The following is a 15,225-nucleotide window of genomic DNA, read 5'->3' on the forward strand; positions in this document are numbered from 1 at the left end:
CTACGGGGATCTTGCTAGCAAGAGCGTCTCGTAGACAAGTGCGGGCTATTCGGCGTCGCAACGTCGTGTACAATCTCTGATTACTGAAAGCGTTAAATAGTGAAGTACTCCAACCTGCTTCGCTGAGGTTGGAGCATTACGACGATTCAGTAAATGTGATCCTAGAAGTTATCGCACTCAAACTGACATCCTCAGCCACAGCAATAACGTCAAAAAATTTGGTGCAGCCTCACAAAGAAATGATATTACTTATTGAAAATGTTGAAACTAAGCAGGTTTTCACTTAAATTGATCCATTGTTGTGCCCCTACCTTGTATTCCATAAACTAAAATCCTAATTTTTCCAACACTGGCTTTGTGGAAACAATGTGGCGTTCTAAACCCAGTTCTTTTGGACTAACCCCAAGTGCTAAAGCAATCAACTGGGGTAAATGCAACACTGGTAAACCTAGCTTCTGTTCAATCACCTTTTCTACCTCAGGCTGACGCGAATCTAAATTTAAGTGGCACAGGGGGCAAGGTGTAACTATACAGTCAGCACCAGAAGTCAAGGCATCCTGAATATGCATCCCTGCCATCTTGAAAGATTGGGTAGTGGCATAACTAGCAAGGGGCCAACCACAACATTGCGTCCGGCCTCGGTAATAAATTGGTGTTGCACCCACCGCCCGAAACATATTTTCCATCGCTTCCGGTTGGAAGGGGTCATCATAGGGCATAGATTTTTGGGCGCGGAGGAGATAACAGCCATAAAAAGCCGCACATTTTAATCCAGTTAACTTCCGGGTGACACGTTTGGTAATTTCCTCTAAACCGTAATCTGTTACCAAGGCGTAGAGGAGATGTTTAACGTCGGTACTACCGCGATAAGGTGAACAGCCTTCTTTGTGCAGCAAGCCATTAACCTGTTCAATGTAGGCAGGGTCAGAAGTATGGCATTCTTTTAGGTGTTCGTTGACGTGACCAATAACACCTTGACAAGTACTGCAATGGGTAAGTAAGGGCAGATTTAATTCTTCTGCTAGGGCAATATTTCTGGCGTTGACTGTATCTTCTAGCAGTTGGGAATCTTCTTTAAATGTCCCAGAACCGCAGCAAGCAGCTTTTTTAAGTTCAACCAGTTCAATTCCCAGGGCTTGGGTAAGCGCTTGAGTTGACTGGTAAAGTTCCCGACAGGCCCCTTGGGCAACACAACCGGGGAAGTAAGCGTATTTCAGGGTGTGAGATTGCATAGAGTAAAACTAAATAGCCAAATATTTGCTCAAACTTGCTCAAATCTCAGCAGTTTAAGTAACAATTCTATAACTTGTATTCTGTAAGTTGTATCTGTATGATCAAATTAATGCCGAAAACCAAGGGCTTTGAAAATCTGGTTTGTAAACCACAGCTGATTCAAAACTAGCAAGCCTGTAAAAAGGTCTTTCCGGGAGTCCAGGGTTGGTTAAATTTTCTGAAAACAATAGCTAAAAGCTTCAAAAAAAATTGCTCAAAGCCAAAAAATCGGGTGGGCTACACCCTAATTTCTGTTTGTGACAATACCCGCCGGGCTTGGTTGAAGCAAGAAGCAGACCCTGTAAAGTTTTCTTTAGTTGAATAACTAGCCTTGAACAAGTCTAGTCAAGTTTTGTATAGCAGGTATATTTGGGTTAGAGCGATCGCTCTAAACAATAACTGTAACTGTTTTATCATCCCTTGTTAGCACCGAAGTTCTGATGTTTGACGTTCAGCGACCCTTTAAGCGTCTAGGTTAAAAGCCGCAGGCTCGACATGTCCTTATTGCTAGCAGGGCTGTAAATACTGATCGAGACATTGTAAAAAAATTTAGCAATAATTGATAAGCAAAGCATTTACACGGTATCGGCGATGGTGTGGCACGCTTCCCTACCCAAGTGTTAAAAGAAAACTTACCCTATTCTTTTTAGAAGAAAGGTTTTCTAACAGAAAAACCCTTGGCAGTATACGGGCGATCGCGCTTGACGATAAGATGTATATGCTCAAAACAATGTTTCCTCTAAAGAGCAGATCCTAGCAAATGGTTAAGGACTTTTATTATTTATGAGCCAAACGGAACTTTTTGAAAAGGTCAAGAAAATCGTCACCGAACAATTGAGTGTTGACGATCCTGCCAAAATCACACCCCAGTCCAAGTTTATGGACGATCTAGGAGCAGATTCCTTAGATACCGTTGAACTGGTGATGGCCTTGGAAGAAGAATTTGATATCGAAATTCCCGACGAAGCTGCCGAGCAGATTATATCGGTTCAAGACGCAGTAGATTACATCAATAACAAAGTTACCGCATCAGCTTAAAAAAGTTTTGAGTCACCGTTGGCCCTTGGCGTCTCACTCACGCCACTTGCTCTACTTGGGGAAACCCCATCGCCCTTGGCGTCTCCCCTTGGGAGAAGACCGCAGTGGCTCCCCTTCTCACATTGGGAGAGGCTAGCGCCAAGGGAGAAGTTCAGATGGCTTTGTCTTGCCCCTCTGGGCATCTACGGCAAAAACCGCTGCTTTGACTTTTGACTGAGTGCTGAGGAGTTAAAAGTTTAGAAGTTAGAGTTTTAGGAGGCAAAAGTTCGGAGTTTTCTCCATCTTCGGTTGCTTCCAAAACTCAGAACGGGCTAAACGCCCCGCTAACCCTAACGAAACTCAGCACTGTTTAATGCCTGCTGCTTTTTCGCCATTTTTAACTGAATCATGACAGATTATACACGTAAACGCGTTGTTGTAACTGGTGTTGGCGCGATTACACCTATAGGTAACACAGCAACAGAATATTGGAACGGATTATTGAGTGGACGCAATGGCATTGACTACATCACACTTTTTGATGCGTCTCGCCATGATTGCCGCATTGCTGGTGAGGTGAAAAACTTCGATCCACATGATTACTTGGAGCGCAAAGAGGCCAAGCGCATGGATCGATTTGCCCAATTTGGGGTTGCGACAGCAAAACAGGCTCTATCTAACGCGGAGTTAGTGATCAATGAACTGAATGCAGAACAGGTAGGTGTGATGATCGGTTCTGGCGTTGGTGGCATTAAGGTATTAGAAGACCAGCAAACTATCTACCTCAACCGTGGTCCCGATCGCTGTAGTCCATTCATGATCCCGATGATGATCGCCAATATGGCGGCAGGATTAACGGCAATTCACACGGGTGCTAAAGGGCCAAACTCCTGTCCTGTAACTGCCTGCGCCGCTGGCTCCAACGCCATAGGAGATGCTTTTCGCTTAATTCAAGGGGGATACGCCCAGGCGATGATTTGCGGGGGAACGGAGTCAGCTGTCACACCATTGTCCATAGCTGGGTTCGCCGCCTGCAAGGCACTCTCTTTTAGCAATGATGACCCGACTAAAGCTTGCCGTCCTTTTGACCGCAATCGCAACGGATTTGTCTTGGGTGAAGGTTCAGGAATTTTAATTCTAGAAGAACTGCAACACGCCATCAGTCGCGGCGCTCACATTTATGCCGAAATGATCGGCTATGGGATGACCTGTGACGCCTACCATATCACCTCCCCCGTCCCTGGTGGACTCGGAGCAGCTAGAGCGATAGAACTGGCCCTCAAGGATGCCAGGATAACTCCCGAACAGATCAGCTATATTAATGCTCACGGCACTAGCACCCCAGCTAATGATTCAACTGAAACCTCAGCAATCAAAAAAGCCTTGGGAGAACATGCCTATAAGGTGGCAATTAGCTCGACCAAATCGATGACAGGTCATTTATTGGGCGGTTCTGGAGGTATTGAAGCAGTGGCAACAGTACTAGCGATCGCTAATGACCAAATTCCACCGACAATCAATCTGGAAAATCCCGATCCAGAGTGTGACTTAGATTACGTGCCTAACTCTAGCCGCGCTCAAAAAGTCGAGGTGGCAATATCCAATTCTTTTGGGTTTGGCGGTCATAATGTCACACTGGCCTTTAAGAAATACGTCTAAAAATTTCCCATTTTATTGCTAGTCGGCTCTCCTGAGATGACTGTGCCAAAAGTATGATAGATATCATTCCGCTATAACTTAAGCGTTCAGCATGACCCAATTATCAGCTTGATTTATCACCACAAACTCAGGAGATCCCGCTTGTCCATCGACAAGCGGGAGTGGGATGATGAGGATACTGTGGGGAATCTAAAATAACCCCAGCAAGAGAAGCTACCAAGAGTGCTAACCCGTCGTTAAAAACAAGAGATTATGACTGTTGCAACCCAATCCCCCAAAGAAGTTTCCCTCGAAGGACTTTGTATTAACTCGATCCGCTTCTTGGCTGTTGACGCCGTAGAAAAGGCAAAATCGGGACATCCAGGACTGCCGATGGGCGCGGCTCCAATGGCTTTTGTCCTCTGGGATCGCTTTTTGAAGTTTAATCCTAAGAACCCTAAATGGTTTAATCGCGATCGCTTTGTCTTGTCTGCCGGTCATGGCTCGATGTTGCAGTACGCCCTGCTCTATCTGACAGGCTATGACAGCGTCAGCATTGAAGATATCAAGCAATTCCGTCAGTGGGAATCCAAAACCCCCGGACACCCCGAAAACTTCATGACCCCAGGCGTGGAAGTCACCACCGGCCCCTTGGGTCAAGGAATTGCCAATGGAGTCGGTTTAGCGATCGCCGAAGCACACCTAGCCGCTAAATTTAACAAACCCGATACCAAGATTGTTGACCATTACACCTACGTAATTGTGGGTGACGGTTGCAACATGGAAGGAATTTCTGGTGAAGCTTGTTCTTTTGCAGGACACTTGGGATTAGGCAAACTCATCGCTCTGTACGACGACAACCACATCTCCATCGACGGTTCCACTGATGTGGCATTCACCGAAGATGTTTCTAAGCGCTTTGAAGCTTACGGCTGGCACGTCCAACACGTCGAGGACGGCAACACTGACCTAGAAGCGATTGCCAAAGCAATTGAAGCAGCCAAAGCTGTTACTGATAAGCCTTCTTTCATCAAGGTAACAACCATTATTGGTTACGGTTCCCCCAATAAAGCAAACACCGCTGGTGTTCACGGTGCTGCCCTTGGTGGAGACGAAATAGCATTGACTCGGAAAAATTTGGGTTGGGAATATGAGCCTTTCGTAGTCCCAGAAGAAGCCCTCAACCACACCCGCAAAGCAGTGGAACGTGGCGCAGGTTACGAAGACGAATGGAACAAGACTTTTGCAGACTACAAAGCTAAGTATGCCCAAGAAGCGGCTGACTTTGAACGTTACATAAGCAGCAAACTACCTGACGGTTGGGATAAAGTACTACCCACCTACACCCCAGAAGACAAAGGACTGCCCACCCGCAAACACTCAGAAAATTGCCTCAACAAACTGGCGGCGGTTTTACCTGAATTGATTGGTGGTTCGGCTGACTTAACCCACTCCAACCTTACCGAAGTCAAAGGCAAAGGCGACTTTCAAAAAGGGCACTACGAAAACCCCAACATCCACTTTGGTGTACGGGAACATGCAATGGGCGCAATCTGTAATGGGATAGCGCTGCACTCTTCGGGATTAATTCCCTACGGTGCTACCTTCTTGATCTTCACAGATTATATGCGTGCTGCCATCCGCTTATCCGCGCTTTCCCAAGCTGGCGTAATTTGGGTGATGACTCACGATTCCATTGGACAAGGTGAAGATGGCCCCACGCACCAACCCATTGAAACTGTGGCTTCCTTGCGAGCCATTCCTAATTTAACGGTGTTTCGTCCCGCAGACGGTAACGAAACCTCTGGCGCTTATAAAATAGCGATCGAGAAGGCGAAGGAAAATGCTCCTACCCTGTTGGCATTTACCCGTCAAAATGTCCCGAACTTGGCAGGTACATCGGTTGAGGGCGTGGCGAAGGGTGGATACACAGTGGTGGATAGCGAAGGTACACCTGATATCATTTTGATTGGCACTGGTTCAGAATTGAGCCTCGCCGTCAGCGCAGCCGAAAAACTCACGGCTGAAGGTAAGAAAGCCCGTGTTGTCTCGCTACCTTCATGGGAACTGTTTGAAGCACAGGATGCGGCTTATAGAGAGTCCGTTTTGCCGAAAGCTGTCACCAAGCGTTTGTCTGTAGAAGCTGCTAGCAGTTTCGGTTGGCACAAGTACGTAGGCACTGAAGGCGATTGCGTTAGTATTGATCGCTTTGGTGCTTCGGCTCCAGGCAATGTTTGTCTAGAGAAGTTTGGCTTTAGTGTTGATAATGTGTTCGCTAAGGCTAAACAATTGTTGGGTTAATAGCAACAGAATATTCTCGAAATTGTTTGAGGTGGGCATTTTGTCCACCTTTTTTTACGCAGAGGAGCGCTGAGGGAGATTATTTATAATTTGCGTAATTAGTTGATGAACGAGGGAAAATTATGCAGGAACTTTCGAGGGAGAAAGAAGAACTTCTAGCTCGGATTACAAAAATAGTAGAACATTTAATGCAAAAGGATAGTAGCTATCAGTATTATCTAGATAAAAATAAAGCTATTGAAATGATATTTAAATACTATTCTGAGAAAGTTTCTATGGAGGAACTAAAAGCTATGTCTGATTTCAGATTAACAGGGTTTGTTGAGGGAGATATGATGACTTTGTTATTGATTGAAGGGGAAGATGATATAGACCTGAAAGCAACCCCTTATGGTTAGATATGTTAAATTCCTAAGCAGCAGCATGATTTTTCGTTTACATAACTTAATATAATGATTAGGGACAAGGTGATCGCGTTAGAATTTTTAATGCACTATAGAGTATAGTACTATAGTACTATATTAATCATAAATTACTATTTATACTGAGAGGCAGTATGAAAGCAGAGCTTCTCAAGAGATTTTTTAGAGCGATCGCTAGTTCAGATCAAGACGCGATTGATAAGCTTACATACCTAGTGATTGAGGAAGAACGCACTAAGGGACATACTCTCTTAGCTGACCAGTTAGAGAATATCACTAAAAAAAGCCAGAAAGAGAAGCCTACTAACATCAGCAAACCTGCTTCTTCAATATCAGAAAACTTACAGACATTAACTGAATTACCAACTAGCAAGCGATTTAATCTTCCCTTAGTAACTATCATACCAAGGGATCATTTGCGGCATCATATGGTGTTGCCAGAAAAAATTGAGAAACGTTTCTGCCGAATTGAACGTGAATATGCGGCAAGAGATAGGCTTGCTCATCATGGATTGCGTTACAGACAAAAAATTCTTCTATATGGGCCTCCTGGCTGTGGAAAGACGCTAGGAGCAGAACGTTTAGCTTGGAATACAGGATTACCACTGCTGAAAGTTCGGTTTGATGCAATGGTGTCGTCTTTTTTAGGGGAAACTGCGAGCAATTTGAGACTTGTATTTGAGGATGCTTCAAAAAATCCTTGCTTATTGTTTCTTGATGAATGCGACTCAATTGCTAAGACACCAGAAGACTCTCAAGAAGTAGGAGAAATTAAGCGAGTAGTCAATACATTTCTTCAAATTTTGGACGAGTATCAACCGTCTTCTGGGCTTTTAGTAGCAGCTACGAACCTAAATAAATCTCTAGATACTGCTCTTTGGAGAAGATTTGATGATTTGATTGCAGTACCCAAACCCGGAGAACAAGAGCTAGAATTTATACTAAAGGAAACACTATCTGCAATTGAAGTGGGATCTATCAACTGGCCAAGGATCATTGAGCAGATGAGAGATTTTTCTGCCGCTCAAGCTGTGAGGGTTGCACAAGATGCAGCGAAAAGAGCAATCCTTGAGCGAGAGGAGCTAGTGATTCAGGAACACTTAGAAGAAGCGATCGCAGAAATCAAAGTTTCCTAGTATTAATTTTTGGGTGTTTGGATAAATAAATGGTTGAAAGTTATCAGGGTTTTCCGCATATCCGGCTTAGGCTAACAACAGAAGGACGTGCTGCATCGCCATCAGGAGGAGGAAAAAATAATCCTATAACAGTCGTTAATCTGGGTAATCGCCAGGGACATGGAGGTAAACTCAAAAGTTCGGTTGACTCCTTGATCTTTGAATGGCAAGAAACTCAAGAAGAACGAGAGCAAGAAGAGAAGCCGCCACTTAAATCTCGACGTATTATCTTAGAAATTGATCCTGATTCTTTTAATCCAGATGGGTTGAAAGCATATGGCATTGAATTGATTGCTGATACAGAAGATGGATATATTATCGGTGCATCAGCAGATTTAGAACTTAGTGAATTACAAAAAAAGATAGAAAAATTTATTAATGAGCAGTATGGTGGTAATAAGGTTGCTGAAATTGGGGAAGTAATAGATGGTAAAAAAAAGCCAGAATTGATTCTTTCTCCAAACTTATTTGCTGAATTATATGAGAAATGGCTTGCTATAAAAGAAGAGCAGATATACACTGTTGATGTAGGTGTTGCTTGTGTAGGAACCAAAATTAAGCTGCCTAATTATCCCAAAGCCCAAGCTAATGAAACTAATGATAAATTTACAACGCGAGTTAATAATTGGATTCACAAACGTCAGTTAACTGAGCAAGAATGGGAAGAGATATCCTGGAAAAGGCAAGACGAATTTGAAGAGTTTATTCAATTTTATAAAGGCAAGATTAGCAAAGGTTTTCAAGATGATGGGGGTGAAATTGGTACAGCTACTTTGCCTGATAGTTTTTCATGTCGAATTCAAATTTCAGGTAAAGGTCTAAAAGATTTAGTTGAGAATTTCCCCTATATTTTTGATGTTAGTGAGCCAGATGAGTTTGCTGAAATTATTCAGCGAGAGGATCTATCTGATACTGATTCTCCATCATTTCAACTAGAATCGCCAGAATTAAATGCTCCTAAAGTATGCGTTATAGATAGTGGTATTCAAGAAAGACATTCTCTGCTAAGAGCAGCAATTGATTCAACAAACTCAAGGTCTTGGGTTCCAGGAGAAACTGATAAAACTCCAGACTATGTTAGCAATGGTGGACATGGAACAAGTGTCGCTGGTGCAGTCCTTTATCCAAGAACTATACCTCGTAGTGGTAATGAAAAGGCTGTTTGCTGGATTCAAAATGCCAGAGTTCTTCAGGCTAACCGCAAACTACCTAAACAACTGTTTCCAGCGAATCTCCTGGGTGAAATTGTAGAATTTTATCACGAACAAACAGGAACTAGAATTTTTAACCATTCTATTACTGGTTCTGTTCCCTGCCTAACCCGATATATGAGTGCTTGGGCATCGTCTATTGATAATTTGACATGGCAAAAAAAGGATATTCTCTTTATTGTTGCAGCAGGAAATTTACCTCTCAACAGTAGAATTGGCTTTACAAGATTATCTGTGAGAGAACATATAGCAGCAAATCGACAATATCCAGACTATCTATTAGAAGATTCATGCAGAATTGCTAACCCTGCACAAAGTTTTCAAGCTTTAACGGTTGGCTCCATTGCTTTAAATTCTTATCATGCACCACCCTACTATTCGATTGCACAGAAAGATAAACCCTCCGCTTTTTCGTGCTGTGGATTATGAATTTGGGAAACGATTAAACCGGAAGTAGTTGAGTATGGTGGAGATTTAGTAACAGATGAAGGTACACCACCAAACATTACTTTCCCTAAAGACGTTTGTCCCGAATTAGTACGGTCAACTTTGAACGGTGGCCCAGCGATTGGGGCTGATAAAGTTGGTACTTCTTTTGCAGTACCCAAAGTAAGCCATATTGCTGCACGTCTTGCTGCCGAGTTACCTAATGAAAGTTGCCTTCTTTACCGTGCATTAATAGTACAATCAGCAAGATGGCCAGAATGGATAGTGGGATATGGTGGCGATAAACTGCACATCCTACGTCAAATTGGTTATGGTCTTCCCGATGTTGATCGTGCTTTGGGTAATGCTCCCAATAGAATCACTTTGATGACAACAGGAGAGCGCCGTATTGTAGCTAAACAAGCTCATATTTACCAAGTAAAACTGCCAGAAAAATTACGTTCTCAAGGAGAGGCATTTAAGATTCTTCTGGAGGTTACTTTATCATACAAAGCCCAACCACGTCGAACCCGTAGAAATCGCCGAAAATATCTTTCAACTTGGCTTGATTGGGAATGTAGTAAAAAAGGAGAAGATCCAGAACTTTTTAAGGCTAGAGTTTTGGAAGAGTTTGTTGCTCCAGAGGATGCGGAAAAGGGAGAAGGTCTTTTTAAATGGATGCTTGGCAAACAAAATCATCACGGAATAATTAAAGGTGTATCTAGAAGTGCCGGAACCCTTCAAAAAGATTGGGCTGTTGTAAATTCATTTGAACTCACGGAAGCATTTTCTATTGCGGTAGTTGGACATGAAGGTTGGAATAACGATCCAGAAGCTAGCGTTCCATACTCTTTAGTTATAAGCTTTGAAGCCATACAAGTTGATGTTCCAATTTATACGTCAATTGTCGAGGCTCAAGTTGAAACAGAGATTCAACCCCCGATAGAAATTCAATCTATTGTAGTTAGCTGAGGCGATCGCATTCCCGTTATCAAAATCTAGAATTACCCTGGTTGCGCTGGTGGGATAATCAGGGTAATTTGCTACAAACAGGATGGGAGCGATCGCAGCAAGCAGAAGCACGAGCAGAACGCTTGGCTGCTAAACTAAGAGAATTAAACATTAACCCTGATGAGTTAGTTTAATTATTTTGGCAACTATCTTTAGATAGATAGGGTAAACACTATGCGGTAGATCATCAGAAATCCCTTGCTAGTAATGAAAAAATGCAACTTTCATACCGAAAAATATTTTCTGCATCTTTGAGTGTTTTTGTCAATATGTAATCCCCGGCATTGCTGAAGAAATCAGCAAGGCCTTCTCTAGACTGAATCTATATTCATGCTTTCAGTGGATGCAGTTATGACTTTGCAAATGCGATTATTATACATATGTACTCGAACAATAAATAGTTGCTGTTGTTCAGATAAAAAAATTAAGATTTTATCCGACTCTAGTAACTTTGGTTTTTAGCCAATTGTTTGATGTTTTGAGAAGGTAACACAATGAATAATATCCTCAAGCGCACACTTCTACCCAGCCTCATGGCTGCCAGTTTAGCTGGTGTAACCCTAGTTCCAGCAAAACCAGCTGCTGCTGATGACCAAGTACTAAGAGATGTAGGTATCGGGGCTGTTACCAATGTAGTAACAGGAGCTGTTAGGGGACATGGTAGTGTATTAGGCAATGCTGCAAAAGGTGGTGTCACTGGTGCAGCTGTCAATGGTGCAAATGGTCTGAGAAAGCATCGGTATCGCAATCACAATCGCCGGAGCGCTGTTCAAGATGTTGGAGTCGGTGCAGGGGCTGGCGCATTGACTGGCGCAGTTACTGGTGATGGTAGACATACCGTTGGCAATGCTATTGATGGTGCAGCTGTAGGTGGAGCAATCCATCTATTAACCAATCACAAATAATTCCTAAATTAATCAGCCGAAATACTTTCCAACCGTTAACGAACTTATCCCTCCCTAATTCCTCTGCTTCCTAAAAGGAGCAAACCCAACCTCTCTTCCCTAGTAGGGAAGGGAGGTTGGGGGGTTAGATTTATATTGAGATATATGCCACCGTCAATAACAGATGACGTTAGACTTAATAGTAAACTCTAGCCCTTCAACGCCTTTCTAAAGTTTCGACGATAGGATTGATTTGTAATAAACAAAGCTGGCCATAGCAAAGCTAAACCAATGCGATTGGTCAAAGTTGGATTAAAATTAGTCCGCCCAAACCCATTCCAAAACTTCCAAACGCCGCCTCCGTAAACTACTATCAAGACAAAAAAAATAAAGTTACCCATTCCCATCAACTCCGTTAGTAACTGACAGAATTTAAGTTAAGTTTTACCACACGAGGTAAGCACTTCATAACCAACACCGAGAAGGTATGACAAAACTCCTCACTCTCTGACACCTAAGTCAGTTAAACATACATTCTCTTATTCCAGTGTAGATTAGCCTCACGCGTTGCAGCTAGTTATCAGTGGTGGCAAGCTAGGTCAAAGGACGTAAAAGCTTTATTTCTGGGGTGTTTTGGCGATACATGTTGCTTGTATAACAATCAAGCCTTTAGTTTCTAAGACAGAACAGGACTGTAAAATGCCCAACAGAGCAGGATTAGTTCCTTGCTGTAGCTTTAATGAAATATCTTTTGCTATAAGATTGCTGCAATCTGCCTAAGAATATAAAAATTCTGTAGCGCATTATCTTTATGCTTCATCTACCCAATAAAGATAATATCGTTCACTATCCACCCAGCCTCTCTTAAAATGTTTGATCGGAACAATCTTCAAGTCATTGCGGTTAACATTTAGTTTTTTATTTAAAATCAGCAAAATTTTCTTTTGGTCATCTTTATTTTTGAGTAGAGAATTAATTTGGCTTAATATTTCAGTTTCTTCAACATCTTGACGACCTTTTTTAAATAGGGTAAAACTTCCCATTTTTTGCAGCTCAGGATAGTAAAACTTTCGATTGAGATAACCCGATAAAGGAGCCATATTTGCATCTCGACTAGCAACAATAAACTCATTATCTAACCTAGCTTTTTGAAGATATTGAGATGTTTCGCGACTGGCAGAAAATGGTACAACTAAATCTCTTGAAAAACTATAAATACCTCCTAAAAACTGGACATAAAGAATTAGCATCAAAGCGATATGATGCCATTTCTGAACAAATGTAATTGAATTTGGACGAACAGAAAACTTATTGAGTAAAACTCTAGAGTCTTGATAATAACTTCCCAGCCATAAAGCCGCTATTAGAACTAAATAGAAATGTCCAAAATGCCGAGGCATACCTATAAATCTAAAGTATGTAAAGGCAAATATTATACAATTTCCTATAATGTAGAAAAAGAAAGGAATTGGCTTTTTAGATAATTTAATCAGGGTTAAGATTACAAGAAAGAGAGCAATTATCGTACAAACAATTAAATCTAGCCATCTTTTGTGTTGAGGAATAATTAATAAATAACTACCAAATATTCTACCGATGCTTTTCAATAAATGACGGATATCTAATTGTATTACCCAACCATTATTTAACCCACCATAAAGATAACTATCTGTCGGAGGAGTAATAATATAAATGGATAAAATAAAAGAAAATATGATAATTAAAATACTTAAAAATAAGTCGTATTTTTGGCTTTGACTAAAATACTGCTGGCGATGTTCACTATCAAAACTGAATTCAGCTAGCAAAGTCAATAATAAAGAAAATGATACGAGCAAACCATAAGCACTACTATTTGCTAGTAAACCCAATAAAATGGCCAAATAAGCATAAGTTATTTTTCTCGATGAGAAAATTGTACAAAAAGAAAAAATAAACAACATACTAAAGGCATAGTTTCGAGAAATTAAAAGATATTCATAAAAAGGAAAGAAACCAAAGGAAAACAGAAACTTTTGTTGATAGTTAAAAGGGCTATATAGGCAAAAAACAGTAACTGAAACAACAGTAATTGCCAAATGAAAAATTTGCATAATAATAGGGTTATCCACTATTTTTCTCATAAGTGCCAGAGAAAAATACCATAGAACAGGATGACCTTCATAATGGATATTTGCAACTAAATCCCCTAAAGATTTACTATCTCTGACAATAAGCCAGGGATTTAGTTCATCTCTCCACATCGAATGGTTGAGAATACCTATTAAACCAAAAGTTGAAAAAACAATGATAATAAACCAAGGAGAATGAAAAGATACTTTTGAAGTATATTTGATAATTTTTTCGTTTAACATTGTTAGTTAAAAATGAAATTTATTTGGATCAAAGTTATATAGCAATCCTAAATGAGTTGTGAAAACTATCGAACCGCCAACGCCTCTGGTCTGGTAGAGAAGGTGGCTTCTCTACCAGACAATACGTGAACGCAAAGCGTCTCGTAGAGAAGAGAAGAAAAGAAACAGAGAATTTCGTAAATCATTTAGGACTGCTATATACAATCGGTTGACCTTGGTTCGGAAAGACGTTTATTTCTACTTGTTAAGTAGGTAGACATAATTAAACGTAAAATCTCGACCAGTGAAATCACCTCAGGGAGCGGCTTTTACCTCCTACCTCTTAACTTCTACTTATAACTTTCTGGCATACCCACTGGTGACAAACCTGCGATCGCTCGTAAGTTTTGGCAACGAATCAACTCAGTAAAATTTAAACCAGAACGCCCTTCAATTTTGGCTACTGCTTCAATTGCAGATAACAGATGCTGTGCTGCTTCAACTTCTGAATAACCGCGCCGCTGTGCTATCTGAATTGCTGCTGCATCAGCATTTAACTCTGACTCTTGAGATTTGTTAGTACGCCAAATCCGAAAAGCAGCGATCGCACTTAATCCCCCAGCTACGGCTACACCCACCACATCTGACTGTGCTACTTCCAAAAATCCGCCTAACAGCCCCGCTAACAGCACACCTTGATAAATGTCGGCTTTAAACCACTTCACCCCCGTCAACCAGCTAACCATCTGCAACAGCAGCAAGTCTCGTTGCGGCTTTGTCAAGCGACGCCACAAATCAAAATTAATATATATCGGTCGCGCCTGATTCCAGGGTTGGGGAAAGGAGGCGTCAATCACTTTTGCCTGCTCTGGCTTACTAACGACTTTTGTCGTCATTCGACCAGAAGCAGGCATCACATCTAACAAACGGCGAATTTCAACATTTGGCTCCATAAATTTAATTATTAGCCATAATGTGCATGGTAACTATTTTAGTTACCATTCGTGTTAACCTTTGATTTATGACATACTTTAGCAGTCTTGAAAAATAACTGTTCTATTGTTGAAAACCTCTACAAATTCCGATTTGTGAATAGACCAGACAAAGCCATAAAAATATTGATTAAGCAGTTTGATAGTGTGACGGGATTTTATGGTGTCGGTTTGCCCCCAAGTTAAAAACCTCAAAGTTTTGGATAACCATTGAGACTATACTTGTAAATACATGGACGTTTTTGCTACCCTCCCGCCTGAATGGACGAATAAGGCAATACATGCCTATAAGTTTTGCTGTCCTAGCTGCCACTCAAGTAGCCGAGAAGCTGAAAAAGTTTGGCTAAATCGGCGATCGCCTGTACTTACAGAAGATCGTCGTCGCAAATGGCAAGAGTTCTACTATTGTCACTGTGGTTCTGTATGGTGGGCTTGGAGTAGCGATCGCCCCCCAATAGATATATCTAATCAGCCAGATTATAATCCCACATAGGAAAGTGGATTAAATAACTTATAAAACTCTACTTGTTTGAGGAACAAAAT

12 protein-coding genes and 1 pseudogene are annotated in these 15,225 nt (G+C 41.5%); 9 read left to right on the plus strand and 4 right to left on the minus strand.

Going from position 1 to position 15,225, the window contains the following annotated elements:
• Nucleotides 1-326: 326 nt before the first annotated feature.
• On the minus strand, nt 327-1,232 hold the full coding sequence (locus tag V7K49_RS33945) for a CoB--CoM heterodisulfide reductase iron-sulfur subunit B family protein (protein WP_335209615.1): 906 nt from the start codon (nt 1,230-1,232) through the stop codon (nt 327-329).
• Nucleotides 1,233-2,055: 823 nt separating this feature from the next.
• On the opposite strand from V7K49_RS33945, the gene acpP reads away from it, so the two are divergent.
• The 8 genes and pseudogenes from acpP to V7K49_RS33985 all read left to right on the plus strand — a co-directional run bounded on the left by acpP (nt 2,056) and on the right by V7K49_RS33985 (nt 11,378).
• Complete coding sequence (acpP, locus tag V7K49_RS33950; protein ID WP_273768562.1) at nt 2,056-2,310, plus strand: acyl carrier protein; 255 nt, start codon at nt 2,056-2,058, stop codon at nt 2,308-2,310.
• 387 nt (nt 2,311-2,697) lie between these two features.
• Nucleotides 2,698-3,948: a beta-ketoacyl-ACP synthase II gene (gene fabF, locus V7K49_RS33955; protein ID WP_334865614.1), complete on the plus strand. Its 1,251-nt coding sequence runs from the start codon at nt 2,698-2,700 to the stop codon at nt 3,946-3,948.
• Between the two features lie 252 nt (nt 3,949-4,200).
• Nucleotides 4,201-6,228, plus strand: coding sequence for a transketolase (tkt, locus tag V7K49_RS33960; RefSeq protein ID WP_335209617.1), 2,028 nt, complete (start codon nt 4,201-4,203; stop codon nt 6,226-6,228).
• A 122-nt stretch (nt 6,229-6,350) separates the two neighbouring features.
• Nucleotides 6,351-6,626 (plus strand): hypothetical protein, encoded by a 276-nt coding sequence (locus tag V7K49_RS33965; RefSeq protein ID WP_335209619.1) that lies wholly within the window; start codon nt 6,351-6,353, stop codon nt 6,624-6,626.
• A 158-nt stretch (nt 6,627-6,784) separates the two neighbouring features.
• Nucleotides 6,785-7,786 (plus strand): ATP-binding protein, encoded by a 1,002-nt coding sequence (locus tag V7K49_RS33970; protein ID WP_335209621.1) that lies wholly within the window; start codon nt 6,785-6,787, stop codon nt 7,784-7,786.
• 485 nt (nt 7,787-8,271) lie between these two features.
• Nucleotides 8,272-10,434: pseudogene (locus V7K49_RS33975) on the plus strand (S8 family peptidase).
• A gap of 41 nt (nt 10,435-10,475) precedes the next feature.
• Entirely contained in the window at nt 10,476-10,607 is a 132-nt protein-coding gene (locus V7K49_RS33980) for a hypothetical protein (protein ID WP_442948718.1), read from the plus strand.
• A gap of 360 nt (nt 10,608-10,967) precedes the next feature.
• Complete coding sequence (locus V7K49_RS33985) at nt 10,968-11,378, plus strand: hypothetical protein (protein ID WP_334794416.1); 411 nt, start codon at nt 10,968-10,970, stop codon at nt 11,376-11,378.
• 188 nt (nt 11,379-11,566) lie between these two features.
• On the opposite strand, the gene V7K49_RS33990 is transcribed toward V7K49_RS33985, so the two are convergent.
• The 3 genes from V7K49_RS33990 to V7K49_RS34000 all read right to left on the minus strand — a co-directional run bounded on the left by V7K49_RS33990 (nt 11,567) and on the right by V7K49_RS34000 (nt 14,643).
• The gene (locus V7K49_RS33990; RefSeq protein WP_442939725.1) at nt 11,567-11,764 is read right to left on the minus strand and encodes a hypothetical protein; all 198 of its coding nucleotides are present in this window, start codon (nt 11,762-11,764) and stop codon (nt 11,567-11,569) included.
• A gap of 402 nt (nt 11,765-12,166) precedes the next feature.
• On the minus strand, nt 12,167-13,711 hold the full coding sequence (locus V7K49_RS33995; protein WP_335209623.1) for a hypothetical protein: 1,545 nt from the start codon (nt 13,709-13,711) through the stop codon (nt 12,167-12,169).
• A 329-nt stretch (nt 13,712-14,040) separates the two neighbouring features.
• The gene (locus V7K49_RS34000) at nt 14,041-14,643 is read right to left on the minus strand and encodes a DUF3318 domain-containing protein (protein ID WP_335209625.1); all 603 of its coding nucleotides are present in this window, start codon (nt 14,641-14,643) and stop codon (nt 14,041-14,043) included.
• Between the two features lie 271 nt (nt 14,644-14,914).
• Between V7K49_RS34000 and V7K49_RS34005 the strand changes: the two genes are divergently transcribed.
• On the plus strand, nt 14,915-15,175 hold the full coding sequence (locus tag V7K49_RS34005) for a hypothetical protein (RefSeq protein WP_334794421.1): 261 nt from the start codon (nt 14,915-14,917) through the stop codon (nt 15,173-15,175).
• Nucleotides 15,176-15,225 lie beyond the last annotated feature (50 nt).

The sequence above is a fragment of the Nostoc sp. genome (genome assembly GCF_036919675.1).
GTDB lineage: Bacteria > Cyanobacteriota > Cyanobacteriia > Cyanobacteriales > Nostocaceae > Nostoc.